This is a genomic window from Nocardioides psychrotolerans (assembly GCF_900113685.1).
Taxonomy (GTDB): Bacteria; Actinomycetota; Actinomycetes; order Propionibacteriales; family Nocardioidaceae; genus Nocardioides; species Nocardioides psychrotolerans.
On the sequence record NZ_FOQG01000008.1, the window covers coordinates 30,569 to 56,455 of the forward strand.

Annotated in this window: 21 protein-coding genes and 1 tRNA gene; 2 read left to right on the forward strand and 20 right to left on the reverse strand. The window is 67.0% G+C overall.

Translation table 11 applies throughout. From position 1 onward, the window contains the following. Positions 1-29: 29 nt before the first annotated feature. The 20 genes from BM204_RS11275 to BM204_RS11370 all read right to left on the reverse strand — a co-directional run bounded on the left by BM204_RS11275 (position 30) and on the right by BM204_RS11370 (position 23,422). Positions 30-3,911: a DNA-directed RNA polymerase subunit beta' gene (locus BM204_RS11275; protein WP_091113275.1), complete on the reverse strand. Its 3,882-nt coding sequence runs from the start codon at positions 3,909-3,911 to the stop codon at positions 30-32. Between the two features lie 85 nt (positions 3,912-3,996). Continuing rightward, the gene (rpoB, locus tag BM204_RS11280; RefSeq protein WP_091113276.1) at positions 3,997-7,503 is read right to left on the reverse strand and encodes a DNA-directed RNA polymerase subunit beta; all 3,507 of its coding nucleotides are present in this window, start codon (positions 7,501-7,503) and stop codon (positions 3,997-3,999) included. 241 nt (positions 7,504-7,744) lie between these two features. After that, positions 7,745-8,494, reverse strand: coding sequence for a DnaJ domain-containing protein (locus BM204_RS11285; protein WP_091113279.1), 750 nt, complete (start codon positions 8,492-8,494; stop codon positions 7,745-7,747). Beyond that, positions 8,491-9,111, reverse strand: a complete 621-nt coding sequence (locus BM204_RS11290) for a hypothetical protein (RefSeq protein WP_143099731.1) — start codon at positions 9,109-9,111, stop codon at positions 8,491-8,493. Before BM204_RS11290 ends, BM204_RS11285 begins: the two co-directional genes overlap by 4 nt. Positions 9,112-9,119: 8 nt before the next feature. Next, positions 9,120-10,394 carry an MCE family protein gene (locus BM204_RS11295; RefSeq protein WP_091113282.1) on the reverse strand — a complete coding sequence of 425 codons (1,275 nt, stop codon included), beginning with the start codon at positions 10,392-10,394 and terminating at the stop codon, positions 9,120-9,122. Then, complete coding sequence (locus tag BM204_RS11300) at positions 10,391-11,833, reverse strand: MCE family protein (protein WP_091113284.1); 1,443 nt, start codon at positions 11,831-11,833, stop codon at positions 10,391-10,393. Before BM204_RS11300 ends, BM204_RS11295 begins: the two co-directional genes overlap by 4 nt. After that, positions 11,830-12,969, reverse strand: coding sequence for an MCE family protein (locus BM204_RS11305; RefSeq protein ID WP_246166264.1), 1,140 nt, complete (start codon positions 12,967-12,969; stop codon positions 11,830-11,832). The genes BM204_RS11300 and BM204_RS11305 overlap by 4 nt, the downstream gene beginning before the upstream one ends. Next, entirely contained in the window at positions 12,966-13,931 is a 966-nt protein-coding gene (locus BM204_RS11310) for an MCE family protein (protein ID WP_091113286.1), read from the reverse strand. The genes BM204_RS11305 and BM204_RS11310 overlap by 4 nt, the downstream gene beginning before the upstream one ends. Then, positions 13,928-14,962 carry an MCE family protein gene (locus BM204_RS11315; RefSeq protein WP_091113288.1) on the reverse strand — a complete coding sequence of 345 codons (1,035 nt, stop codon included), beginning with the start codon at positions 14,960-14,962 and terminating at the stop codon, positions 13,928-13,930. The genes BM204_RS11310 and BM204_RS11315 overlap by 4 nt, the downstream gene beginning before the upstream one ends. Next, positions 14,962-16,248, reverse strand: coding sequence for an MCE family protein (locus BM204_RS11320; RefSeq protein ID WP_091113289.1), 1,287 nt, complete (start codon positions 16,246-16,248; stop codon positions 14,962-14,964). Before BM204_RS11320 ends, BM204_RS11315 begins: the two co-directional genes overlap by 1 nt. A 4-nt stretch (positions 16,249-16,252) precedes the next feature. Further along, positions 16,253-17,080, reverse strand: coding sequence for an MlaE family ABC transporter permease (locus BM204_RS11325; RefSeq protein ID WP_091113292.1), 828 nt, complete (start codon positions 17,078-17,080; stop codon positions 16,253-16,255). Between the two features lie 5 nt (positions 17,081-17,085). After that, a complete protein-coding gene (locus tag BM204_RS11330; RefSeq protein WP_091113294.1) occupies positions 17,086-17,868 on the reverse strand; it encodes an MlaE family ABC transporter permease in 783 nt (260 codons plus the stop codon). 18 nt (positions 17,869-17,886) lie between these two features. Next, the gene (locus BM204_RS11335; protein WP_091113295.1) at positions 17,887-18,840 is read right to left on the reverse strand and encodes an ABC transporter ATP-binding protein; all 954 of its coding nucleotides are present in this window, start codon (positions 18,838-18,840) and stop codon (positions 17,887-17,889) included. Between the two features lie 322 nt (positions 18,841-19,162). After that, positions 19,163-19,552 (reverse strand): 50S ribosomal protein L7/L12, encoded by a 390-nt coding sequence (gene rplL / locus BM204_RS11340; protein ID WP_091113298.1) that lies wholly within the window; start codon positions 19,550-19,552, stop codon positions 19,163-19,165. Positions 19,553-19,630: 78 nt separating this feature from the next. Further along, positions 19,631-20,290: a 50S ribosomal protein L10 gene (gene rplJ, locus BM204_RS11345; protein WP_091113300.1), complete on the reverse strand. Its 660-nt coding sequence runs from the start codon at positions 20,288-20,290 to the stop codon at positions 19,631-19,633. A 341-nt stretch (positions 20,291-20,631) separates the two neighbouring features. After that, positions 20,632-21,351, reverse strand: coding sequence for a 50S ribosomal protein L1 (gene rplA, locus BM204_RS11350; protein ID WP_091113302.1), 720 nt, complete (start codon positions 21,349-21,351; stop codon positions 20,632-20,634). 106 nt (positions 21,352-21,457) lie between these two features. Then, entirely contained in the window at positions 21,458-21,886 is a 429-nt protein-coding gene (gene rplK, locus BM204_RS11355) for a 50S ribosomal protein L11 (RefSeq protein ID WP_091113304.1), read from the reverse strand. 121 nt (positions 21,887-22,007) lie between these two features. Next, positions 22,008-22,943 carry a transcription termination/antitermination protein NusG gene (nusG, locus tag BM204_RS11360; protein WP_246166263.1) on the reverse strand — a complete coding sequence of 312 codons (936 nt, stop codon included), beginning with the start codon at positions 22,941-22,943 and terminating at the stop codon, positions 22,008-22,010. Positions 22,944-23,025: 82 nt separating this feature from the next. Beyond that, positions 23,026-23,274 (reverse strand): preprotein translocase subunit SecE, encoded by a 249-nt coding sequence (secE, locus tag BM204_RS11365; protein ID WP_091113308.1) that lies wholly within the window; start codon positions 23,272-23,274, stop codon positions 23,026-23,028. A gap of 75 nt (positions 23,275-23,349) precedes the next feature. Further along, positions 23,350-23,422, reverse strand: a tRNA-Trp gene (locus BM204_RS11370). Positions 23,423-23,544: 122 nt separating this feature from the next. On the opposite strand from BM204_RS11370, the gene BM204_RS11375 reads away from it, so the two are divergent. Both BM204_RS11375 and BM204_RS11380 read left to right on the forward strand, forming a co-directional pair. Next, positions 23,545-24,804 carry a pyridoxal phosphate-dependent aminotransferase gene (locus tag BM204_RS11375; protein ID WP_091113311.1) on the forward strand — a complete coding sequence of 420 codons (1,260 nt, stop codon included), beginning with the start codon at positions 23,545-23,547 and terminating at the stop codon, positions 24,802-24,804. Then, on the forward strand, positions 24,801-25,829 hold the full coding sequence (locus BM204_RS11380; RefSeq protein WP_091113577.1) for an adenosine deaminase: 1,029 nt from the start codon (positions 24,801-24,803) through the stop codon (positions 25,827-25,829). Before BM204_RS11375 ends, BM204_RS11380 begins: the two co-directional genes overlap by 4 nt. Positions 25,830-25,887 lie beyond the last annotated feature (58 nt).

Below are 25,887 nucleotides of genomic sequence, written 5' to 3' on the forward strand. Positions count from 1 at the left end.
AGCGTGGGCGGGCCTTGCTCTGCTCGCGCTCAGTTCTGGTAGGACCCGAAGTCGAAGTCGTCCAGCGCAACAGCCTGACCGGAGCCGGCGTTGCCGAACTCGTAGTCGTAGGAGTCGTAGCCCGTGACGGAGTAGGCCGCGGCGCGCGCCTCCTCGGTGGGCTCCACCCGGATGTTGCGGTAGCGCTCCAGGCCGGTGCCGGCCGGGATGAGCTTGCCGATGATCACGTTCTCCTTCAGGCCGCGCAGCGAGTCGGAGCGTCCGTGGATGGCCGCGTCGGTGAGGACGCGGGTGGTCTCCTGGAAGGAGGCAGCGGACAGCCACGACTCGGTCGCGAGCGAGGCCTTCGTGATGCCCATGAGGACCGGACGACCCGAGGCCGGCTTCCCGCCCTCGGAGACGACCCGACGGTTCTCCTCCTCGAAGCGGGTGCGATCGACCAGGTCGGAGGGGAGCAGGTTCGTCTCGCCCGACTCGATGACCGTGACGCGACGCAGCATCTGACGCACGATGATCTCGATGTGCTTGTCGTGGATCGACACGCCCTGGCTGCGGTAGACAGCCTGGACCTCGTCCACGAGGTGCTCCTGCGCCTTGCGGACGCCGAGGATGCGCAGCACATCCTGGGGGTCCGGCGTACCGGACGTCAGGTGGTGCCCGACCTCGATGTGCTCGCCGTCCTCGACGTTGAGGCGCGAGCGCTTCGACACGGGGTACTCCTGCACCTCCGAGCCGTCGTCCGGGGTGACGAGCACCTTGCGGGACTTGTCGGTGTCCTCGATCTCCACACGACCAGCGGACTCCGAGATCGGGGTCCGACCCTTGGGCGAGCGGGCCTCGAAGAGCTCGACCACGCGGGGCAGGCCCTGCGTGATGTCGTCGGCCGAGGCCACACCACCGGTGTGGAACGTGCGCATGGTCAGCTGCGTGCCGGGCTCACCGATCGACTGGGCGGCGATGATGCCGACCGCCTCACCGATGTCGACCAGCTTGCCGGTGGCCAGCGAGCGGCCGTAGCACTTGGCGCAGGTGCCGGTCTTGGCGTCACAGGTCAGCACGGAGCGCACCTTGACGACCTCGACGCCGGCTGCCACGAGCTCACCGATCTTGACGTCACCGAGGTCGCCGCCGGCCTCGACCAGCACGTCGCCGGTCTCGGGGTGGGTGACCTCGCTGGACGCCGAGCGGGCGTAGGCCGAGGTCTCGGCGTTGTCGTCCTTGCGCACGACCCCGTCCTCGCCCTTGACACCGATGACCTTGGGCAGGCCACGCTCGGTGCCACAGTCGTCCTCACGGATGATGACGTCCTGCGACACGTCCACCAGGCGACGGGTCAGGTAACCCGAGTCGGCGGTGCGCAGCGCCGTGTCGGCCAGACCCTTGCGGGCACCGTGGGTCGAGATGAAGTACTCGAGCACCGAGAGGCCCTCACGGAAGTTGGCCTTGATCGGGCGCGGGATGATCTCGCCCTTCGGGTTGGCCACCAGGCCACGCATGGCGCCGACCTGACGGATCTGGTTCATGTTTCCGGACGCGCCGGAGTCGACCATCATGTAGATCGGGTTGGAACGCTCGAAGGTGGCCTCCATCGCGTCTCCGACCTCCTTGGAGGCCTCCGTCCAAATCTCGATGAGCTCCTGGCGACGCTCGTCGTCGGTGACCAGACCGCGCTCGAACTGCTTCTGGACCTTGGCGGCCTGCTCCTCGAAGCGCGAGAGGATCTCGATCTTGTTGGTCGGCGTCGTGACGTCGTCGATCGAGACCGTGACACCGGAGCGGGTGGCCCAGGCGAAGCCGGTGTCCTTGAGGGCGTCGAGCGAGGCAGCGACCTCGACCTTGGTGTAGCGCTCCGCCAGGTCGTTGACGATCGCGCCCAGGGCCTTCTTGCCCACTTCGTAGTTCACGAAGGGGTAGTCGGCCGGCAGCGTGTCGTTGAAGAGGGCGCGACCCAGCGTGGTGTCGACGGTTAGCGACTGGCCCTCCTCCCACTCCGAGCCCAGGTCCATCTCCAGCGGCGGGACGATGTCGTTGAAGCGGATCTTGACCTTGCTCTGGACCGAGATCTCACCCTTGTCGTAGGCCATGATCGCCTCGGCCGGTGAGGAGAACGCACGACCGGCGCCCGGCTCGTCCTCACGGTCGGTCGTCAGGAAGAACAGGCCGATGATCATGTCCTGGGTGGGCATGGTCACCGGACGGCCGTCAGAGGGCTTCAGGATGTTGTTGGTCGAGAGCATCAGGATCCGAGCCTCGGCCTGGGCCTCGGCCGACAGCGGCAGGTGCACCGCCATCTGGTCACCGTCGAAGTCGGCGTTGAACGCCGTGCAGACGAGCGGGTGGATCTGGATGGCCTTGCCCTCGATCAGCTGGGGCTCGAAGGCCTGGATGCCGAGGCGGTGCAGCGTGGGCGCACGGTTGAGCAGCACGGGGTGCTCGGTGATGACCTCTTCGAGGACGTCCCACACGACCGGACGGGCACGCTCGACCATGCGCTTGGCCGACTTGATGTTCTGCGCGTGCGACAGATCGACGAGGCGCTTCATCACGAACGGCTTGAACAGCTCGAGCGCCATCTGCTTGGGCAGACCGCACTGGTGCAGCTTGAGCTGGGGGCCCGAGACGATGACCGAACGACCCGAGTAGTCGACGCGCTTGCCGAGCAGGTTCTGGCGGAAGCGACCCTGCTTGCCCTTGAGCATGTCGGAGAGCGACTTCAGCGGGCGGTTGCCCGGACCGGTCACGGGGCGACCACGACGACCGTTGTCGAACAGCGAGTCGACGGCCTCCTGGAGCATCCGCTTCTCGTTGTTGACGATGATCTCGGGCGCGCCCAGGTCGAGCAGTCGCTTGAGCCGGTTGTTGCGGTTGATGACGCGACGGTAGAGGTCGTTCAGGTCGGAGGTGGCGAAACGGCCGCCGTCGAGCTGGACCATCGGCCGCAGGTCCGGCGGGATGACCGGGACCGCATCCAGGACCATGCCCTGGGGCTTGTTGCCGGTCTTGCGGAACGCGTCGACGACCTTGAGTCGCTTGAGGGCGCGGACCTTCTTCTGGCCCTTGCCGTTGGCGATCGTGTCGCGCAGCGACTCCACCTCGGCCTCGATGTCGAAGGACTCCAGGCGCTTCTGGATCGCCATGGCGCCCATGTGGCCCTCGAAGTACTTGCCGAACCAGTTCTTCATCTCGCGGTAGAGCAGCTCATCGCCCATGAGGTCCTGGACCTTGAGGGACTTGAAGGTGTTCCACACCTCGTCGAGCCGGTCGATCTCGCGCTGGGCACGGTCCCGGACCTGCTTCATCTCGCGCTCGGCACCGTCACGCACCTTGCGGCGGGCGTCGGCCTTGGCGCCCTCGGCCTCGAGGGTCGCCATGTCCTCCTCGAGCTTCTTCATGCGGTCCTCGAGGGTGGAGTCGCGACGCTTCTCGAGACGTTCCCGCTCCAGGCCGACCTTGCCCTCGAGCGAGGACAGGTCGCGGTGGCGGGAGTCCTCGTCGACGGCGGTGATCATGTAGGCGGCGAAGTAGATGACCTTCTCGAGGTCCTTCGGCGCCAGGTCGAGCAGGTAGCCCAGTCGCGAAGGGACACCCTTGAAGTACCAGATGTGGGTCACGGGAGCGGCGAGCTCGATGTGGCCCATGCGCTCACGGCGCACCTTGGAGCGGGTCACCTCGACGCCGCAGCGCTCGCAGATGATGCCCTTGAAGCGCACGCGCTTGTATTTGCCGCAGTAGCACTCCCAGTCCCGGGTGGGGCCGAAGATCTTCTCGCAGAAGAGACCGTCACGCTCAGGCTTGAGCGTGCGGTAGTTGATGGTCTCCGGCTTCTTGACCTCGCCATGGCTCCACGTACGGATGTCGTCCGCGGTGGCCAGGCCGATCTTGAGCTGGTCGAAGAAGTTCACGTCGAGCACGATGGCTTTTGTCCTTCGTTTGAAAGCTAGAAAAAAGGTGCGGACCGAGGGCAGGCCGCCCGCCTCAGGCGGGCGGCCTCACACCTCAGACTTCTTCGACGGAGCTGGGCTCGCGACGAGACAGGTCGATGCCGAGCTCCTCGGCGGCGCGGAAGACGTCTTCCTCGGCGTCGCGCAGCTCGATCTGCGAACCGTCCTGGCTCAGGACCTCGACATTCAGGCAGAGCGACTGCATCTCCTTGACGAGCACCTTGAAGGACTCGGGGATGCCGGAGTCGGGGATGTTCTCGCCCTTGACGATCGCCTCGTAGACCTTGACGCGACCAGGCACGTCGTCGGACTTGATCGTGAGCAGCTCCTGAAGCGCGTAGGCGGCACCGTAGGCCTCCATCGCCCAGACCTCCATCTCGCCGAACCGCTGGCCGCCGAACTGGGCCTTGCCGCCCAGGGGCTGCTGCGTGATCATCGAGTAGGGGCCGGTCGAGCGTGCGTGGATCTTGTCGTCGACGAGGTGGTGGAGCTTCAGGATGTACATGTAGCCCACGGCCACCGGGTCGGCGAAGGGCTCACCGGAGCGGCCGTCGAACAGGTTGGCCTTGCCGGTGTCGCCGATCAGCCGCACGCCGTCACGGTTGGGCGTGGTGGCGCCCAACAGACCAGTGATCTCGTCCTCGCGGGCACCGTCGAACACCGGTGTCGCCACCTTGGTGTTGGGCGCCGCCTTGTCCGCGTGGATCTTGATCAGCCGCTGCTTCCAGTCGGCGTCGGACTTGTCCTCCATGAAGTCGAGGTCCCAGCCCTGCTTGGCGAGCCAGCCGAGGTGGAGCTCGAGGATCTGACCGATGTTCATCCGTCGCGGGACGCCCAGCGGGTTGAGGACCACGTCGACCGGGGTGCCGTCCTCCATGAACGGCATGTCCTCGATCGGCAGGATCTTCGCGATGACGCCCTTGTTGCCGTGACGACCGGCGAGCTTGTCGCCCACCGAGATCTTGCGCTTCTGCGCCACGTAGACGCGGACCAGCTGGTTGACGCCGGGGGGCAGCTCGTCGCCGTCCTCACGGTCGAAGACGCGCACGCCGATGACTGTGCCGGACTCACCGTGCGGCACCTTCATCGAGGTGTCGCGCACCTCGCGCGCCTTCTCGCCGAAGATCGCGCGGAGCAGACGCTCCTCCGGGGTCAGCTCGGTCTCGCCCTTGGGCGTCACCTTGCCGACGAGGATGTCACCGGTGGTGACCTCGGCGCCGATGCGGATGATGCCGCGCTCGTCGAGGTCGGCCAGCATCTCCTCGGAGACGTTGGGGATGTCCCGGGTGATCTCCTCGGGGCCGAGCTTGGTGTCGCGGGCGTCGACCTCGTGCTCCTCGATGTGGATCGAGGTGAGGACGTCCTCCTGGACCAGACGCTGGCTCAGGATGATCGCGTCCTCGTAGTTGTGACCCTGCCAGGGCATGAAGGCGACGAGCAGGTTGGTGCCCAGCGCCATCTCCGCCTTGTCGGTGCACGGACCGTCGGCGATCGGCGTGCCGATCTCGAGCCGGTCACCGTCGGCGACCAGGGGCCGCTGGTTGATGCAGGTGCCCTGGTTCGAGCGCTTGAACTTCGCCAGCTTGTACGTCGAGTAGGTGCCGTCGTCGTTCATCGCCTCGATGACGTCGGCGGAGACCTCCTTGACCACACCGGCCTTGACGGCCACGACCACGTCGCCGGCGTCGACCGCCGCGCGGTACTCGATGCCGGTGCCGACCAGGGGCGAGTCGCTCACGATGAGCGGCACGGCCTGGCGCTGCATGTTGGCGCCCATGAGCGCGCGGTTGGCGTCGTCGTGCTCGAGGAAGGGGATCAGGGCGGTCGCGACGGAGACCATCTGGCGCGGCGAGACGTCCATGTAGTCGACCTCGCCCGCGAGGATCTCGGAGACCTCGCCGCGGCGCTGGCGGACCAGCACCCGCTCCTCGACGAAGGTGTCGTTGTCGTCGAGGGCCGCGTTGGCCTGCGCGATGACGTAGCGGTCCTCGTCGTCAGCGGTGAGGTAGTCGATCTTCTCGGTGACGTGACCGTTCTCGACCTTGCGGTAGGGCGTCTCGACGAAGCCGAACGGGTTGATGCGGCCGTAGGAGGCCAGCGACCCGATCAGGCCGATGTTGGGGCCTTCCGGCGTCTCGATCGGGCACATGCGGCCATAGTGCGACGGGTGGACGTCACGGACCTCCATGCCGGCGCGGTCACGGGACAGACCGCCGGGCCCGAGAGCCGACAGTCGACGCTTGTGCGTCAGGCCGGAGATCGGGTTCGTCTGGTCCATGAACTGCGAGAGCTGCGAGGTGCCGAAGAACTCCTTCAGCGCCGCCACCACGGGTCGGATGTTGATCAGCGACTGCGGCGTGATCGCCTCGACGTCCTGGGTCGTCATCCGCTCACGGACCACGCGCTCCATGCGGGCCAGACCTGTGCGGAGCTGGTTCTGGATGAGCTCGCCCACGGTGCGCATCCGGCGGTTGCCGAAGTGGTCGATGTCGTCGGCACCGATGTCGAGGGCGCCCTGGGGCGTCTCGAGCTGCTCACGACCGTCGTGCAGGGCCACGATGTACTTGATGGCCGCGACGACGTCGGCGATGGTCAGCGTCTGGTGGTCGAAGGCCTCGAGCAGGCCGAGCTTCTTGTTGATCTTGTAGCGACCGACCTTGGCCAGGTCGTAGCGCTTGGGGTTGAAGTAGTAGTTCTTCAACAGCGTCAGCGCGGCCTCACGGGTGGGGGGCTCGCCGGGACGCAGCTTGCGATAGATGTCGAGCAGAGCGTCGTCGGGACCCTGGGTGTGGTCCTTCTCCTCGGTCAGCTGGATCGACTCGAACTGGCGCAGGTCGGCCATGACAGCGTCGTAGTCGTAGTCCTCGCCGATGTCCTCGGCGACGGCCTGGAGGGCCTTGAGCAGGACCGTGATGTTCTGCTTGCGCTTGCGGTCGAGGCGGACACCGACCAGGTCGCGCTTGTCGATCTCGAACTCGAGCCAGGCTCCGCGCGAGGGGATCAGCTTGGCGGTGTAGATGTCCTTGTCGGACGTCTTGTCGGCGGTGCGCTCGAAGTAGACGCCCGGCGAGCGGACGAGCTGCGAGACGACGACGCGCTCGGTGCCGTTGATGACGAAGGTGCCCTTGGGCGTCATGAGCGGGAAATCGCCCATGAAGACCGTCTGACCCTTGATCTCACCGGTGTCGTTGTTGGTGAACTCCGCCGAGACGTAGAGCGGAGCGGAGTAGGTGAAGTCCTTCTCCTTGCACTCATCGACCGTGTACTTGGGGTCGTAGAAGACCGGGCTCTCGAAGGCGAGGGACATCGTCTCGGAGAAGTCCTCGATCGGGGAGATCTCCTCGAAGATCTCGGTCAGACCGGACTTGCTGGAGACGTCCTCACCCTCGGAGCGGCGACGCTCGACGACGGCATCCCACTTCTCGTTGCCGATCAGCCAGTCGAAGGCGTCGGTCTGGAGAGAAAGGAGCTGGGGAACCTCGAGAGGCTCCTTGATCTTTGCGAAAGAGATGCGGCGGGAACTGGTTGAACCGGAGGTGGCGGAGGTGCTGCGCGCGGCCAAGAGTTGTCCTTCGACGTGTGGCTCTGAGAATGGCGCCGGACCACCACAGGTTCAGCCACCGGGCAGGCTGACGAGTATTTGAGGGCAGGCGCAATGCGCCACCATACAACAAATATGGGCGCACAACAAGACCTGCATGCGCCGAACCGACGAGCGTTGCCGAGGATCATCCGCTGCGCAGCCCGTCAGGTCAAGCACCGCGGCGGCGCGGTGTGGACGAACGGGAGCTTCGGCGCCTTGATCAGGCCGCGGCCGGCGTCGTCACGAGACCGTCGAGGAGCCACGTGCCGTCGACGAGACGCATCTGCATCGTCACCTGGTCGCGGAACGTGTCCTCCTGCGCAGCGTTGCTCCGGGAGCGGTTGACGAAGAGGAGCACGTCGACTCGACCCTCGCTCGAGCGCACCACCGAGTTGGCGACGACGTTGTCGACCCGGACGACCGTCTTCGTGCGCGCCGCGTTCTCCTGCAGGAGCGTGAATGTCTCGTCGTAGCTCTTGGCAAAGTCCCTCGTCATGTAGGACTTGGCCGCCTCGGCGTCCTCGTCCAGCGTCCGGTAGTCGTAGGACAGCACGGGGAACACCGCGGCCTCGGCCGCCGCCAGCGCGGGACCTTCGTCGATCGGCCCCGGCCGGGTCCAGGCGAAGATGGTGACGCAGACGACGGCGATGGCCACCACGGCCAGGAGCGCGACGAGGGCGATGCGATTGCCCTGACGACCGGCTGGCTCGTGGGTGGCGGGCAGTGCCCCGACGGTCTCCTGCTCAGGCTCCCCCTCGACCTGTTCCTCCTCCACCTCCTCCTCGGCCAGCGTGGCGTCGTAGGCAGCCCGACGATCGGGGTCGAGCAGGATCTCGGCAGCCTCGTTGAGCACGCGGAAGCGTCGGTCGCTCGGGTCCAGGTCGGCGATGGAGGACTTCCAGGCCGAGCGGATCCTCTCGGAGGAGGCGGTCCGGTCGACGTCGAGCAGGTCGTACCAATGCGGACTCACTGCTGGGGCTCCTCATCCTCGCCGGTCAGCGGCACGAAGTCGTCGACGAGCCACTCGCCGTCGATCTTCTTCAACGACACCTCGAACCGGAAGGGCAACGAGTCGGTGTCGATGCGCTCCTCCGGGGCCTGCGGGTTGGGGTAGGAGTTGGTGAAGGAGCCGGCCACCAGGACCTTTGCCGAGTCGGCGTCGATCGCTGATGTGCCGGTGGAGAAGACCTCACCGGTACGGCCGACCCCGGCCTGGGCCACGGTCTGCTCGGCGAGGGCGGCGTTCTTCTCGAAGTCCGTGGCGAACTTGGGTGTGATGACCTCGGTGACGAGCTCGCGATACTCGGGCATCGCGTTGTTCTCGTCGAGGAGCTGCGGGCCGTAGTTGTTGAGGCGCAGGACGAACTGCTTGGCCTGCGACATCGCCACCTCGCGCTCGCGGGCCTGCGAGGTGTCCCCCTTGAAGACCGAGCCGACGCGGTCGCCGAAGGACGCACCCTCCGCCGAGCGGGACCCGGCCAGGTAGACCAGGGACCCCACGCAGCCGACGATGACGAGCACCAGAGCGGGAACCAGCGCACGCAGCAGACGCGAGCCCGGAGCTGCGGAGTCGGGTGTGGAAGTCACGCTCGATGTCACCCCTGGGGTGCCATCAGGGGCTGAAGGTACAGCCACTTCCACGACTCCTCTCCCAACGTCGGCGGGGCCACGCTACCGGTCGAGGTCGCAGCACGGGACGCCCGGTCGCCCCAGGTCAGCTTGCCGGTCTCCTCGTCGTAGGACGCGATGACCGGGGCCACCCGGCTCGGCGCGTTCTGAGAGCCACGCGGGTTGCTCATGGCGGGCGGCTCGCTGCAGCGAGCTTCCTCGTTCATCGGGCGGTTGCTCCCATCCTGCGGCGGACGGGTGTCGGTGCCCTCATAGCCACGGTGGCACACCGGGGTGTCGGTGATGATCATCCCGAAGTGCGCGTCGAAGAGGCCGGTGTCCGGCGACTTCGCGACGACGGTGAACCCACCCTCGACGACATAGGGGTAGATGCTGAGGACCTGCGCGATGCCCGGCAGGCGCTTGACGACCACCTCACCCGTCGTGACCAGGTTGTTGATCAGGTCACCCAGCTCGACGCGGTTCTGCTCAAGGAAGGTCCGCAGCTGGGTTGCTGTGGCCGAGCCGGTGTCGATGACCGTGCGCAGGTCACCGTCCGCGCCGGCGAGGGTCTCGCTGAACAGTGCCAGCTGGCTGGCAAAGGTCCGCAGCGCGCTCTCGGAGGCGAGCTGTCCCCGCAGCACCACGTTGCTGTCCTCGATCAGTCGGTCGGTGACGTCGAAGTTCTGGTTGGCGACCTCGATGAAGGAGTTGCCCGAGTCGATGATCGTCTCGAGGTCCTCACCCGCGCCTGCGAACGCGTCCCCGAACTCGCTGACCGTGATGCGCAAGGCCTCCTGGTCGACCGACGAGACCGTGTTGGAGAGGTTGGTCAGCAGCTGGTTGGTGGAGACCGGGGTGCGGGTGTCCGCCTCGTCGATCTCGGAGGCGTCCCGCAGGAACGGCGCCTCGTCGACGTTGGGCTGGAGCTCGACGTACTGCTCGCCGACGGCCGAGCGGTTGCCCACGATGGCGATCGTGTCAGCAGGGATGGCATCGAAGGTCTTCTCGACCTCCAGGTGCACGTCGACCCCCTCGTCGGTGAGCACCAGCTCGCCGACCCGGCCGATCTTCACCCCGCGATAGTTGACCTCGGCACCGGCGAAGATTCCTCCGGACTCGGGGAAGTGCGCGACCACGGTGTAGGTGTCGTCGATGAACAGCCGGTCGAGCTTGGCGTAGCGGGCGCCGACGTAGGTCACGCCGAGCAGGGTGATGAGCACGAAGACCAGCAGCTGCAGCTTGGTGCGACGGGTGATCATCGGATCACCATCCCCGGCACCAGGAGCGACACCAGCGCAGGGTCATAGGCCTCCATGAGCTGTCCCATCGTGGCTCCTCCTGCTTGGCCCGGCTCCTGCTGCGCCCCGAAGCCGGCGCGTCCCGCTCCGAGGAGCCCGCCGAGGCCACCTCCGGGTAGTCCTGGGAGCTCAGGCAGACCGGGCAGGCCGCCTCCTCCGCCGCCACCTCCGCCACTGCCACACAGCCCCGGGAGCGGCAGCCCGCTGGATTCGCAGACCGCGTCGATGAGTGCAGCAGGCAGCCCTTCACAGTTGGCCACCGAGGGATCGTTCAAGCAGGCCGTGATCGCGTTGGAGGCGCCCTCGCAGAGGTTGGGCAGGTCCAGGAGCTCCTCGAGCGGGATGTCGTCGGGGATCTCGCTCAGAGGGAAGCAGGGGATACCGGGCACGTCGGGCAGGCCGTTGTCGCCGGTGAAGTCCAGGTCGAGCGTGACCGAAAGGTTGGTGTAGTCACCCATGTGGAGATTGCGCGCCACCTGCGGGTCCCGGCCCACGACCTCGTCGACGAACGGATAGGTCAAGAAGACGTTGAAGGCGTCGACGAAGTTGTCACCGGAGTTGGCGAGCTCGGTCAGCACCGGCTGGAGCTGACGGAACGATGCGATCGTGACGTCCTTGGACTCCTGAATCACCCGGACCCCGACATCGCCGAGGTTGTTGAGGGCCTGCAGCATCTTGACCAGGTCCCCGCGCTGGGCGTCGAGGGAGGTCAGGGCACTGGGCAGCTCCTCGAGTGCGGAGTTGATCGTGCCCTGCTGGCGTCGCGCCGACAGCGAGAGCCGGTTCAGCCCCTCGATGGCGTCTACGATGTCGGCCTTGTTGTCGTCCAGCTGGCCCACGAGCAGGTCGATCTGGGTGAGGACGGACTTGGCGCTGTCCTCACGACCCTCCAGTGCCAGGTTGAGCTCCTGGGTGATCGTCTTGAGCTGGGCCACGCCACCGCCGTTGAGGAGCAGGCTCAACGCACCGAGCACCTCCTCGATCTCCGGGTTGTTGCCACTGCGCTCGAGCGGGATGACGTCGCCGGTCGCGAGATCGCCGGAGCCGCCACCTTCGGGAGCCTTGAGCGAGACGAACTTCTCGCCCAGCAGGCTGGTCTGCCTGATCTCGGCCACGGCGTCGTCGGGAAGCTCGGTGTCACCGCGCAGCTCGATGGTCACCCTGGCCACCTGACCGTCCAGCTCGACCCTCTTGACCTGCCCGACGCTGACGTCGTTGACCTTGACGGTCGACTGCGGCACCAGGTCGAGCACGTCGCGGAACATCACGTCGACCGTGATGGCGTTGTCGCCGACGTCGGTGCCACCGGGCAGCGGCAGGCTGTAGACGTCGAATTCGCACGCGCTCAGAGCGAGCGAGCCGAAGAGCAGGGCGACCAGGAGCCGCATCTTGGCCTTCATCGGGTCGCCTCCACGAGTCCACCGAGGGTGAGGTCGTACTGGGCGCCGTAGGACGACCCGGTGCCGGCGCCGAACGGGCCGGTGCGGGGCAGCGGCAGCGTCTCGATCAGGTCGCACAGCTCCCCGCTCGGGTCCGCATTGTTGACGAAGCCGCACAACAGGGTCGCGGGGTCGGACTCGATCTGGTTGATGAGCTCTCCGATGTTGGCGTTGGTGTCCAACGTGCCGGCGTCGGGGTTGTAGGTCAGCGCCAGGTTGTTGAGCGCCAGCGGGGCAGCGCTCAGCACCTCGTCAAGGGCCCCACGCTGCTTGACCAGGACCTTGGCGACCCGGTTGATCTTGGTGATGTTGCGCCCCAGGACCTCACGGTTCTCCCGGACGAAGGTGCCGACCTGTCCCAGCGCGACACCGAGGTTGCGCAACGAGGCGGCCAGCTCCTGCCGCTCTCCCGCCAACAGGGTCGAGACCGAACTGAGCGAGGTGTTGAAGCGGCGGACCGTCGCGTCGTTGTCGGCGAGCGTCTCGATGAACTTGCCGAGCTGCTCGGCGGAGCCGAACAGCTCCTCCTTGTTGTTGTCCAAGGTGGCGCTGAAGGTGGCGAAGTCCTTGATGGTCTGGTTGAACTGAGCACCCTCACCGCCGAAGTTGGCGGCCGTGGTCTCGAGCAGGTCGGTCAGGGCGCCCCTCTTGTTGGCACCGTCGGGTCCCAGCGCCAGGTTGAGGCGGTCGAGGCTGGAGTAGATCTGGTCCAGCTCCAGGGGCACGGCCGTGCGCCCCGCGTCGAGCTCGGTGTTGTCGGCCAGCACGTCACCCTTCGTGTAGACCGGGGTCAACTGGATGTAGCGGTCACCCACAATCGAGGGCGCGATGATGAGGGCCTCGGCATCGGTGGGGATCTTGACATCGGCGTCATAGCTCATGGTGACCACCACGTCCGTGCCGGAGGGGGTGACGGTGTCGACGGTGCCGATCGGGACGCCGAGGACGCGGACCTCGCTCCCCTCATAGATCGAGATCGCGCGGGGGAAGTGGGCCGTGAGCGTCTTGCGCTCCTCTCCCCCGATCAACGTCAGCACAGCGGCAACCACGAGGGCGACCACGAGCAGGGGTCCGATGAACTTCTGCACGGTCTTCACAGTCGCGGCCCTCCCACGGGAGGAATGTTCTGGATGTAGGTGTCGAACCAGGGCCCGTTGCCCAGGGTGTTGGCGAAGACCCGGTAGAACGGCGCCATCAGGCGCAGGCTGTTGTCGAGGTTGTCCTCGTTCTTGTTGAGCACGTCCACGACCTCTTCGAGCTTGAGCAGAGCGGGCTTGAGGTCCGAGCGTGTCTGCTCGACGAGCAGGGTCAGCTCCCGGGAGATCTTCGTGGTCGAGACCAGCAGGTCGTGCACCGAGTCGCGGCGGGCCACCAAGGCCCGGAACAGGACATCGCCGTCCTCCATCAGGGCGATGATGTCCTGGTCCCGATCGTCGAGCACCGTGGAGACCCGGTCGAGATTGGTCAGCAGCGAGTTGATCTGGTCGTCGCGCGAGGCGATGGTCCGCGAGAGGGCCGAGACGCCGTCGAGCGCCGAGCGGAACTCCTCGGGCGTGTTGCGCGTCAGGTCGGCCAGCGTCGTCATCGACTTGGCGAGCTGGTCGGTGTCGATCTCGGCCGAGGTCTCGGCCAGGCCGGAGAAGGCGTCGACCACGTCGAACGGCGAGCTCGTGCGCTCGAGCGGGATCTCGGAGCCGTCCTCGAGCTGACCCTCGCCCGCGGGCTCCAGGGAGATGAACATCGCCCCGAGGAGGGTCTTGATCTTGATGGCGGCCTGCGTGAGCTCGCCGAACTCGGAGTCGGTCTTGACCCGGAAGGTCACCCGCACGTGACCGTCCTCGATCTCGACGTCCTCGACCTTGCCGACGCGGACGCCCGCGATGCGGACCTCGTCGTTGGCCTTGAGCCCCCCGGCCTCGCTGAAGGCGGCGTAGTAGGTGTCGCCCCCACCGATCAGCGGGAGATCCTGGGCACGGAAGGCGGCGATCAGCAGGAGCACCAGGACCGTGATGCTCGCCGCCCCGATGATCACCGGATTGCGCTCGCGGAAGGGCTTCATCCCAGATCACACCTTGCTGCGGCCGTGTCGAAGTTGACGGGAACGCTGAGGTTGCCGGGCAGTCGGATCTTGCCCTGGAAGTTGCAGAGGTAGAAGTTGAAGAACGACCCGTAGATCGCGGTGCGACCGACCTTCTCGAGCTTGATCGGAAGCACCTGGAGAGCCCGGTCGAGCTCACCCTTGCCGCGGGCGACGTTGGTCGCGAACCGGCGCAGCTGCTTGATGTCCTCGACGAAGGGGGGCCGGATGCCCTCGACCAGTCCGGCCGTCTCCACCGACAGCGCCGAGATCTGGTCGAGCGAGCCCAAGATCGCCTCGCGGTCCTCGTTGAGCCCTGCGACGAAGGTGCGGAAGGTCGTGATCAGGTCGCTGAGCTGGTCATCGCGGTCGGCCAAGTTGTCGAGCACGGTGTTGAGGTTGGTGATCAGGTCCCCGATCACCTGGTCGCGCGCGGCCAGCGTGGAGGTGATCGACGCCGTGTTGCTCAGCAGGCTCTCGAGCGTCCCGCCCTCGCCCTGGAAGACCTGGACGACCTCGTAGGAGAGCTTGTTGAGGTCGTCGGGTGAGAGGGCCTCGAAGAGCGGCTTGAACCCGTTGAAGAGGACGGTGAGGTCCAGCGCCGGGGCGGTCTGATCGACCGGGATCGTGTCGCCCTCCTGGAGCACCTCGGCATCGCCGACCTGCTGGTCCAGGGCGATGTAGCGCTGTCCCACGAGGTTGCGGTAACGGATCGTCGCCGTGGTGGCCTCGTTGAGCATCGTGGTCTCCTCGACGCTGAAGGAGACCATCGCGCGGTTGCGGTCGATGATCGCGACGTCGCTGACGGTGCCGACCCTGACGCCGGCGATGCGGACGTCGTCACCCTTGACGACACCCGTCGCGTCGACGAACTCCGCCTGGTAGTCGCGCGAGCCCTGGAAGGACAGGTTGCCGATCGTCACGATCAGCACCCCGGTGGCGAGCGTGGTGACCACGATGAAGATCACGAGCTTGATCAGGTCGTTGAGGGTGCGCTTGTCGAGGAGGGCCATCAGCGGAGACTCACTTCCGCGCCACGGGCCAGCGGACCCACGAGCAGGACGCTGAGGTCGGAGACCTCCGCGGCGGGCACGCCGAAGCCGGGGCCCATGAGCTCCTTGAGCAGCGCGGACTCCTCGGAGCTCCCGGGCTCTCCGGCGCCGTCGAAGTAGTAGTAACCGGGTGTCACGCGAGAGGTCCCCTTGCCGGTCGGCTCGTCCACGCCGTCGTCGAAGTCAGGCTGCCGTTTGAGCGGGTTCTCCTGGGTCCAAGGCGGGTTCGGGAGATTGAGGCAGGTCGGACCACGGTCCGTGGCGACCCGCGGCTTGTCGTTCGTGTTGTAGGGACGCGGCTGGCGTGGCAGCGTCTCCAGCACGATGTGCAAGGTGAAGCCACGGAAGGCCTCGGCCTGGAGCTTGCCGGCCTTCACGATGCCGGCGGTGAGGCAGGGGAACTCTGGCGAGTAACGTGCCAGCACCCTCAGTTGGGGGGCACTGACCTGGCCGAGTCGCGTGATGTTGTCACCGTTGTCGTCCAGGAACGTGCGAGCGGTGTCGGAGAACGAGGCAACATCGGTGAACAGTGCGCTGAGCTTGGCGGAGCGGTCTTCGAGGGTGCCGGTGGTCGTGATCGTGTTCTCCAGGATCTGCGCCACCTCGGGCAGCACGTCGCTGTAGATGTCGGAGACCTGGGCGGTCAGACGCAGGTCCTCGACGAGGCCTGGGATCTGGGGGTTGAGCCGCTTGAGATAGGCGTCGACGGTCTCGAGGTTCTCCCCGATGGCGTTGCCGCGTCCCTCCAGCGCCGTGGCCAGGGCGTTGAGTGTCATGTTGATGTCGGCGGGCTGGACAGCGCGCAGCAGCGGGTAGAGGTCGGAGAGCACCTGCTCGACCTCGGTGCTGACGAGGGTCCGGCTGATCACCGCGTCCTCGGCGAGCTGGCCCTCAGGGCCGCTCTGGGGGATCTCGAGGCTGACATATTTCTCACCGAACAGGGTCTTGGGGATGATCGCGCCGGTCACGTTGGCCGGGATCGTGTCCATCTCCTCCGGGAAGATGCCGAGAGTCAGCTCGGCGCCCTCCGAGACCGTGTCGAACTCGAGGACCTCGCCCACGATGACGCCGCGGATCTTGACGTCGGCTCGCGAGGGGAGCTGCAGGCCGATCGATGAGGTCTGCAGCGTCACCTCGTCGTAGTCGACGTACTTCTTGGTGAAGATGGAGTAGGTGGCATAGACGCCCAGGATCAGCAGCGCCAGGAACGCCACGCCCAACAGCTTGTAGTTCTTCAGGATCTTCATCCGCTCATCCCGCCAGTCTGACGGTTGTGGTGGTGCCCCAGATGGCCATCGACAGGAACAGGTCGATGACGTTGATGGCGACGATGCTCGTGCGCACCGCCCGGCCCACGGCCACGCCGACCCCGGCCGGACCGCCGGAGGCGTTGTAGCCGTGGTAGCAGTGGATCAGGATGACGACGACCGCGAAGACCAGCACCTTCCCGAAGGACCACAGGACGTCGCCCGGTGGCAGGAAGGCGTTGAAGTAGTAGTCGTAGGTGCCCGCGCTCTGCCCGTAGAACTGCGTGACGATCAACCTGCTCGCGAAGTAGGACGACAGCAGTCCCACGACGTAGAGCGGGACGATGGCGATGAGGCCACCCACGACACGGGTCGCGACGAGGAAGGGCATCGAGGGGATGGCCATCGTCTCGAGGGCGTCAACCTCCTCGGAGATCCGCATGGCGCCGAGCTGGGCGGTGAAGCCGCAGCCCACGGTGGCCGCCAGCGCGATGCCTGCGACCAGCGGTGCGATCTCGCGGGTGTTGAAGTAGGCGGAGACGAAGCCGGAGAACGCCGCCGTGCCGAGCTGGTTGAGCGCGGCGTAGCCCGAGAGCCCGACCTGCGCGCCGGTGAAGAAGGTCATGCCGGCGATCACGCCGACGGTGCCGCCGATGACAGCCAGGGACCCGGAGCCGAGGGTGACCTCGGCCAGGATCCGCAGGATCTCCTTGGGATAGCGCTTGATCGAGCGCGGAATGGCGCGCAGGACGCCGAGGTAGAACGCGAGCTGACCGCCGAGGTCGTTGAGCGATCCCAGGGGCTTCTCGTAGACGGACTTGATGTTGGCCATGGTCGTCAACCCGTCTTCGGTGGGATGACTTGGAGGTAGATCGTGCTCATCACGAAGTTGACGACGAACAGCATCAGGAACGTGATGACGACCGACTCGTTGACCGCGTCACCCACACCCTTGGGCCCGCCGCCGGCGTTCATGCCCTTGTAGGAGGCGACGATCGCGGCGATGAACCCGAAGACCAGGGCCTTGAGGAGACCCACCCACAGGTCGGGCAGCTGCGCGAGCGCGGTGAAGCTGGCCAGGTAGGCGCCCGGGGTGCCGTCCTGGAGCACGACGTTGAAGACGTAGCCGCCGGCTACTCCGACGACGGTCACCATGCCGTTGAGGAAGAACGCGACGAGCATGCAAGCGAGCACGCGGGGGACGACGAGCCGCTGGATCGGGTCGATGCCGAGCACCATCATCGCATCGAGCTCCTCGCGGATCTTGCGCGCGCCGAGGTCTGCGGCGATGGCGGAGCCGCCTGCGCCCGCGATCAACAGGGCGGTCGCGATCGGACCGGCCTGCTGGACCACCGCCAGCACCGAGGCGGAGCCGGTGAACGACTGCGCACCGAACTGCTTGATGAGCCCACCGACCTGCAACGCGATGACCGCGCCGAAGGGGATGGCGACGAGCGCCGTCGGGATGATGGTGACGGACGCGATGAACCAAGCCTGCTGCAGGAACTCGCGCAGCTGGAAGGGGCGTTTGAAGAGAGCCCGCCCGACGTCGAGACCGAAGGCAAAGAGCTTGCCTGCGGCGCCGACTGGGGCGAGGACCCTGGTCGCTGTGGATGCCACGAGGTCTGAGTCCCCCCGTCAGCTTCCGATGGTCATGGACATGTTTTCCTCGAACGAGCCCGGAGGAGGCGTGACGCCGTTGTCGCGGCACCATGCCCCGGGCTCGCGCTGGCTGCGACGCGGGACGCCGTTGGACGGCTCCTGCTGGAACGGGATCGGCGGCAGCGGCGGAAGCTCCTGGCCCTCCTCGGCCGCGAGCTCGTCGGCGTCCTTCTCCTCCGACATCCCGATCGGGCCGACCCGCTGGGCGTTGAGGAACTGGCGCACCACCGGCTCCTCGGAGCTCAGCAGCATCTCGCGGGGGCCGAACATCGCCAGGTGCTTGTGGTAGAGCAGGCCGATGTTGTCGGGCACGGTGCGGGCGGTGTTGACGTCGTGGGTCACGATCAGGAACGTCGCGTCGATCTGCGCGTTGAGGTCGATGATCAGCTGGTTGAGGAACGACGTGCGGACCGGGTCCAGACCCGAGTCGGGCTCGTCGAACAGGACGATCTCGGGGTCGAGGACCAGGGCACGGGCCAGGCCAGCGCGCTTGCGCATGCCGCCGGAGATCTCACCGGGGAGCTTGTCCTCGGCACCGAGCAGACCCACCAGGTCCATCTTCTCCATGACGATGTCGCGGACCTCGGACTCGGACTTCTTCGTGTGCTCGCGCAACGGGAACGCCACGTTGTCGTAGAGGTTCATCGAGCCGAACATCGCGCCGTCCTGGAACAGCACGCCGAAGAGCTTGCGGATCTCGTAGAGCTCCTTCTCCGAGCAGCTCGCGATGTCGGTGCCCTCGATGATGATCGAGCCCTTGTCGGGCTTCAGCAGCCCGATCAGGGTCTTCAGGAAGACCGACTTGCCCGTGCCCGAGGGCCCCAGCATCACGCAGATCTCACCAGCAGGGATCGTCAGCGACACATCGCCCCAGATCAGCTGCTTGCCAAAGGACTTTGTGAGGTCGTTGACCTTGATCTCTACGCCCATGTCGTCTCTCTCCCCTCGACCCCGAACCAGTGCACGGGTCATGGCCGCGCCGTGCTTCAGCGCAACCCCACTCGCCAGTAACAACGGTGCTACCGCGGTGAGGTTACGCAACATTGTGCCCCGCGTCACCGTCTGGACGGTTGGCGAGATGTACCTGTGACCCTGGGTATGACCTGGCGCAAAGGTAACCGACGTCACCTGAGAGCGCACAGCAGGCGGCCACCCCGTGTGGGGTGACCGCCTGGTGTGCATGGTGTGCATGGTGCTGGCCCGTGCGCGAGCGTCGATCTGCTGGGGGATCAGCCGCGCACGACCCTGCGGGTCACTTGAGCGTGACGGTGGCGCCGACGGCCTCGAGGGCCTCCTTCGCCTTCTCCGCAGCGGCCTTGTCGACCTTCTCGACAACAGCCTTGGGCGCGGCCTCGACCAGCTCCTTGGCCTCCTTGAGTCCGAGGGAGGTCAGGGCGCGCACCTCCTTGATGACGTTGATCTTCTTCTCGCCGGCAGCCTCGAGGATGACGTCGAACTCATCCTGCACAGCGGCCTCCTCGCCACCGGCGCCGCCGCCGGCAGCAGGAGCAGCGGCAACAGCGACGGGAGCAGCGGCGGTCACGCCGAAGGTCTCCTCGAACTGCTTCACGAACTCGGAGAGCTCGATGAGGGTCATTTCCTTGAACGCGTCGAGCAGCTCGTCAGTGCTGAGCTTCGCCATGGTGGCGTTTCCTTCCATTCGGTGGTCCACCGCAGCGCGGTGGACCGGGTTTCAGGTGGTGGGTGCCGAGGTCCTGGATCAGGACTCGGTGGCTTCGCCCTCGTCGGAGGCGTCAGCCTCGTCGGTGGGGGCCTCGTCAGCAGCAGCTGCCTTCGGGGCCTCCTCAGCGGCGGCCGGCGCGGAGTCAGGCTCCACGGGGGCACCACCTGCGAGGATCGAGGGGTCCTGCTCTGCCTTCGCCTGGAGTGCGCCGGCGAGCCGGGCAACCTGGGCGAGGGGGGCGTTGAGCAGGTAGACGGCCTGGCTGAGAGAAGCGAGCATGGCGCCCGCCATCTTGCCCAGGAGCACCTCGCGCGACTCGAGGTCGGCGAGCTTGCCGATCTCCTTCGCGTCGAGGATGTTGCCGTCCAGGACTCCACCCTTGATGACAAGGGTGGGGTTGGCCTTGGCAAAGTCACGCAGACCCTTGGCCGCCTCGACGACGTCGCCCTTGATGAAGGCGATCGCGGTCGGGCCGGTCAGCAGGTCGTCGAAGCCGGAGATGCCCACCTGATTGGCGGCGATCTTGGCCAGCGTGTTCTTGACCACGGCGTAGTTGGCGTTCTCACCGAGGGAGCGGCGCAGGTTCTGCAGCTCCTTGACGGTGAGACCGCGGTACTCGGTCAGCACGGCGCCAGCGGAGTCGTTGAACGAGTCAACGATCTCCGCGACGGCGGCTTCCCTGTCTGCCCGCGCCATGGGTCTCCTTCCGGACTGGAGACCGCCGCGCTGGGTCCGCCTCAAATGACGGACGCCCTGAGCGCAGGAGCTCAGGGCGTGGACTTCGCGGCCGGGGCTGCGGGTCATGCACTGCTCACCTGCGCTGGCCGTCCACATCGCTGCGGAACCTTCGGTCTGACTGCTGATGCAGCCGGACAACCGGCGGTCTCTGGATTCAGGTGCGAACTCTACGGTGGCCCCGGACCAGGACCAAATCGCCCGGCCCTCGTGGTGCCTGCCGTGGGATCCCGCACCAAGACCCTCTCAAATGCCACCGACCCGCCCAGAGGTCCGGGCGGGTCGGTGGTGAAGCGGTCGGGTCAGGCCTGGCCCTCGTCCTCCGACGCGACGTTGCGCGTGCGGTTGGGGTCGACCTGGACGCCGGGGCCCATGGTCGTGGAGACGGTGACCTTCTTGAGGTAGCGGCCCTTGGAGCTGGCCGGCTTGAGACGCAGCACCTCCTCGAGGGCAGCGGCGTAGTTCTCCGCGAGCTGCGCCTCGGAGAAGGACGCCTTGCCGATGATGAAGTGCAGGTTGGCGTGACGGTCCACGCGGAACTCGATCTTGCCGCCCTTGATGTCTGTCACGGCTTTGGCGACATCGGGCGTCACGGTGCCGGTCTTGGGGTTGGGCATGAGGCCGCGGGGGCCGAGCACGCGGCCGAGCCGACCGACCTTGCCCATCATGTCGGGCGTCGCGACGACGGCGTCGAAGTCGAGCCAGCCGCCGTTGACCTTCTCGATCAGCTCGTCGCCACCGACGACGTCGGCGCCGGCCTCGCGGGCGGCGTCGGCCTTGTCACCGTTGGCGAACACGAGGACACGGGCGGTCTTGCCCGTGCCGTGCGGCAGGTTGACGGTGCCGCGGACCATCTGGTCAGCCTTGCGGGGGTCGACGCCGAGACGCATGACGACGTCGACGGTCTCGTCGAACTTCTTCTTGCTCGAGGACTTCGCGATCTTGATCGCGGCCAGCGGGGCGTAGAGCTCGTCCTGGTCGAACGTCTCGGTCGCCGCACGGTAGGTCTTGCTGCGCTGCATGTCTGGTTCTCTTCTCTGTGTCCAGGTGTGGTCTACGTGGGCCAGCGCGGCCCTGCCACAGGTGCTGTGGTGCTGGGATGCGGTCGCGAGTGCGACCGCAGTGACGTCAGTCGGTCGTGACGCCCATGGAACGAGCGGTGCCCTCGACGATCTTCATCGCGGCGTCGATGTCGTTGGCGTTGAGGTCGGGCAGCTTGGTCGTGGCGATCTCGCGGACCTGGTCCTTGGTCAGCTTGCCGACCTTCTCCTTGTGCGGGACACCAGAGCCCTTCTTGAGACCGGCAGCCTTCTTGATGAGCTCAGCGGCCGGCGGGGTCTTGGTGATGAAGGTGAAGGAACGGTCCTCGTAGATGGTGATCTCGACGGGGACGACGTTGCCACGCATGGACTCGGTCTGGGCGTTGTAGGCCTTGCAGAATTCCATGATGTTGACGCCGTGGGGGCCGAGGGCCGTGCCGACGGGCGGGGCCGGGGTCGCGGCGCCGGCCTGGAGCTGCACCTTGACCAGTGCGGCGATCTTCTTCTTGGGAGGCATTTCAATGGATCCTTTGTGCTTGCGTCTTCGTGGTCATCTCGAGGTCGTGCCCGGCGCGCCGGGCAGACATCTGCCACCTGGGTGTTGCGGTCGTGCGTTGGTGCAGGTCGTGCGGGTGAGCTCAGACCTTCTGGATCTGGCTGAAGCTCAGCTCGACCGGGGTCTCCCGGCCGAAGATCTCGACGAGGGCCTTGACCCTCTGTGCCTCGGCATTGATCTCGGTGATCGTCGCGTGCAGCGTGGCGAACGGACCGTCGACGACCATCACCGAGTCGGAGATGTCGAAGTCGGCGACCTCGATCGCCTTCTTGGCGGTGGTGGAACCACCCTTGACGGGTGTGCCGGCGGCGGCGGCCTCTGCCTCGGCCTTGGCAATCACGGAGGGGGCCAGCATGTTCTCGACCTCGGCCATGCTCAACGGCACGGGCTGGTGGCTGTGGCCCACGAAACCGGTGACCGACGGCGTGTGCCGCACCGTCGACCAGGACTCGTCGGTGAGGTCCATGCGGACCAGCACGTAGCCCGGCAGGGACGGCTTGGTGCGGGTGCGGCGCTGGCCGTTCTTGATCTCGACGACGTCCTCGATGGGGACCACGATCTCGTGGATGTACTCCTCCATGTTCAAGGAGATGATCCGGTTCTCCAGGTTGGACTTCACCCGGTTCTCCATGCCGGAGTAGGTGTGCACGACGTACCAGTCGCCGGGCTTGGCCCACAGCTCTTCGCGGAAGACCTCGAGCGGGTCGAGGTCCTCCTCGGCGGCGTCGGCCTCGGCGTCCTCGGCAGCCTCGACGGCGTCCTCGTCGTCGGACGCCAGCACGGCGTCCTCGATGTCGACGCCGGCCTCGACGGTCTCGGCGACCGCGTCGTCGAGCACCTCCTCAGCGGCAGCGAGCTCGTCGGCGACGGGCTCGACGGCCAGCTCGGCGTCGACGGCGTCGTCGTCCGTGGCGACGTCTTCGGGGGCGGTGCCCTCAGGCGCGTCCTCGGGGACGGCGTCCAGGAGTTCCTCCTCCGGGGTGCCCTCGGTCTCGACCGACTCGTACTGCTCCGACACGTGTTGCTCCATCACCTTGCGTTGGTTGGCCCGGAGGCCCGTAGTGCGCGGTCCCGGCGCGGATGCTCCGCGCCGGACCTGCTCAGAGGTCGGACCCGCCCGTGAACACGGCGAAGGCGAGCTTGCCGAGTCCGAGGTCGAGGGCCGAGACGAGCGCCATCATGAAGATCACGAACACCATGACCACGAAGAAGTACGTGACCAACTGCTCCTGGGTCGGGTAGACGACCTTGCGCAGCTCCGCCACGACCTGGCGGTAGAACGTCGGGATGCTGGTGCGCTTCTCGGCCTTGCTGTCGCGGGGACCCCCGACTGCCTTGCTGTCCGACACACCCTCACCTCTTCCTTCGTCCGACCGGGCCGTGCGGCCCGGAGGTCTTGCCAGATCCTGCGTCCACGCTGTTCGCAGGGCACGAGGGGCTTGAACCCCCAACCTTCGGTTTTGGAGACCGATGCTCTACCAGTTGAGCTAGTGCCCTCCGCGGTCGACCCCGCCTGTTCGCACCCGGGGTCCGGGCGCGCAAAAGCCTGGGGGAAACCACCAAACGTGGAGTCTACGGGCAAGTCGAAGCCTGCGTCCAAACGCCTCTACGATGACGCCATGTCTGACGCCTCCTCCGCCCCCACCACCTCCACCGGCGCCGCCAACCCGCGCGACCACCGGGTGTCCCGCCGCATCGGCGCGATCGCCGAGTCGGCGACGCTGAAGGTCGACGCGAAGGCCAAGGCGCTCAAGGCCGAGGGGCGGCCCGTGATCGGCTTCGGCGCCGGCGAGCCGGACTTCCCCACTCCCGACTACATCGTCGAGGCGGCCGTCGAGGCCTGCCGCGATCCCAGGAACCACCGCTACACCCCGGCCGGCGGCCTGCCCGAGCTCAAGAAGGCCATCGTCGCGAAGACCAAGCGCGACAGCGGCCTCGAGATCGCCGCCAACCAGGTGCTGGTGACCAACGGCGGCAAGCAGGCGATCTACGCCGCCTTCGCCGCGATGATCGACCCGGGCGACGAGGTCATCGTGCCTGCGCCCTACTGGACCACCTACCCGGAGTCCATCCAGCTGGCCGGAGGCGTCACCGTCGAGGTGCTCGCCGACGAGACCCAGGACTACAAGGTCACCGTCGAGCAGCTCGAGGCCGCCCGCACGGACCGCACCAAGGTGCTGCTCTTCGTCTCGCCGTCCAACCCGACCGGCGCGATCTACTCCTCCGACGAGATCCGCGCGATCGGGCAGTGGGTCGAGGACCACGACCTGTGGGTGCTCACCGACGAGATCTACGAGCACCTCGTCTACGACGCCGACGATGGATCGACCACGGACACGGGGTCGATGCCGGTGCTGTGCCCCGACCTGGTGGACCACTGCGTCATCGTCAACGGCGTCGCCAAGACCTACGCGATGACCGGCTGGCGCGTCGGTTGGATGGTCGGCCCCGTCGACCTGGTCAAGGCTGCGACCAACTTGCAGTCGCACGCGACGTCCAACGTCGCCAACGTCTCCCAGCGTGCTGCGATCGCAGCGCTGGAGGGCGACCTCTCGGCCGTGGACGAGATGAAGGTGGCCTTCGATCGTCGTCGCAAGACCATCGTGTCGATGCTCAACGAGATCGACGGCGTCCTCTGCCCGATGCCCGGCGGTGCGTTCTACGCCTACCCGTCGGTCAAGGGCCTGCTCGGCAAGGAGCACGGCGGTCGGCTGATCGAGACGTCGGCCGAGCTCGCCGACTACATCCTCGACGCCAGCGAGGTCGCGGTCGTGCCCGGCGAGGCCTTCGGGTCCCCCGGCTACCTGCGGCTGTCCTACGCGTTGGGCGACGACGACATCGCCGAGGGCATCACCCGCCTGCAGAAGCTCTTCTCCTGACCGAGCCGCGGGACCTCCGGACCCTGCCGAAGGCCCACCTGCACCTGCACTTCACCGGCTCCATGCGGCACCGGACGCTGCTCGAGCTGGCCGAGCGCGACGGCATCGTCCTGCCCGACTCGTTGGTCTCGGAGTGGCCGCCGCAGCTCCGGGCCACCGACGAGAAGGGCTGGTTCCGCTTCCAGCGCCTCTACGACGTCGCGCGCTCCGTCCTGCGCACGGAGCTCGACGTACGACGGCTGGTGCTGGAGGCTGCCGAGGACGACGTCCGCGACGGCGGGCGGTGGCTGGAGATCCAGGTCGACCCGAGCGGCTACGCAGCGCGCTTCGGCGGGATCACCGCCTTCACCGACCTGGTGCTCGACGCGGTGCGCGACGCCTCCCGGGAGACCGGGCTCGGCATGGCTGTCGTGATCGCCGCGAACCGCACCCGGCACCCGCTCGACGCGCGCACGCTGGCGCGCCTCGCTGCCCAGTACGCCGGGCGCGGGGTGGTCGGCTTCGGGCTCTCCAACGACGAGCGACGTGGCTCCACGGCCGACTTCGCCGGCGCCTTCGCCATCGCCGAGCGGGCCGGGCTGCTGCTGGCGCCCCACGGCGGCGAGCTGCTCGGGCCTGACAGCATCCGCACCTGCCTGGACTCGCTGCACGCGCGTCGCCTGGGCCATGGCGTGCGGGCCGCCGAGGACCCGGCGCTGCTGGACCGGATCGTCGAGGCGGGGGTGGCCCTGGAGGTCTGCCCGGTCTCCAACGTCGCGCTCGGCGTCTACTCCGACCTCACCTCGGTGCCATTGCCGACGCTCATGGCTGCGGGGGCGACGGTCGCGCTCGGCGCCGACGACCCGCTGCTCTTCGGGTCGCAGCTGGCCGCTCAGTACGCCACGATGCGTGCGGCCCACGAGCTCACCGACGTCGAGCTCGCCGAGCTCGGCCGGATGTCGCTGCGCGCCTCCTGCGCCCCGTCCGACGTCCTGGCCGACGCGCTGGCCGACGTCGACGCGTGGCTGGCCGCGGACGTCTCCTGAGGATCGCCGCAGGGTCGGCCGCCGTTTGCCCCCGACACCACCTGGGAAGATCCTTCCC

Bases quoted from the DNA above. Each gene is read 5' to 3' on its own strand.
- BM204_RS11295 (WP_091113282.1), bottom strand. From the start codon at position 10,394: ATGATCACCCGTCGCACCAAGCTGCAGCTGCTGGTCTTCGTGCTCATC.
- BM204_RS11300 (WP_091113284.1), bottom strand. From the start codon at position 11,833: ATGAAGGCCAAGATGCGGCTCCTGGTCGCCCTGCTCTTCGGCTCGCTC.
- BM204_RS11310 (WP_091113286.1), bottom strand. From the start codon at position 13,931: ATGAAGCCCTTCCGCGAGCGCAATCCGGTGATCATCGGGGCGGCGAGC.
- BM204_RS11315 (WP_091113288.1), bottom strand. From the start codon at position 14,962: ATGGCCCTCCTCGACAAGCGCACCCTCAACGACCTGATCAAGCTCGTG.
- BM204_RS11320 (WP_091113289.1), bottom strand. From the start codon at position 16,248: ATGAAGATCCTGAAGAACTACAAGCTGTTGGGCGTGGCGTTCCTGGCG.
- BM204_RS11325 (WP_091113292.1), bottom strand. From the start codon at position 17,080: ATGGCCAACATCAAGTCCGTCTACGAGAAGCCCCTGGGATCGCTCAAC.
- BM204_RS11335 (WP_091113295.1), bottom strand. From the start codon at position 18,840: ATGGGCGTAGAGATCAAGGTCAACGACCTCACAAAGTCCTTTGGCAAG.
- rplL (WP_091113298.1), bottom strand. From the start codon at position 19,552: ATGGCGAAGCTCAGCACTGACGAGCTGCTCGACGCGTTCAAGGAAATG.
- rplJ (WP_091113300.1), bottom strand. From the start codon at position 20,290: ATGGCGCGGGCAGACAGGGAAGCCGCCGTCGCGGAGATCGTTGACTCG.
- rplA (WP_091113302.1), bottom strand. From the start codon at position 21,351: ATGCAGCGCAGCAAGACCTACCGTGCGGCGACCGAGACGTTCGACCAG.
- rplK (WP_091113304.1), bottom strand. From the start codon at position 21,886: ATGCCTCCCAAGAAGAAGATCGCCGCACTGGTCAAGGTGCAGCTCCAG.
- BM204_RS11375 (WP_091113311.1), top strand. From the start codon at position 23,545: ATGTCTGACGCCTCCTCCGCCCCCACCACCTCCACCGGCGCCGCCAAC.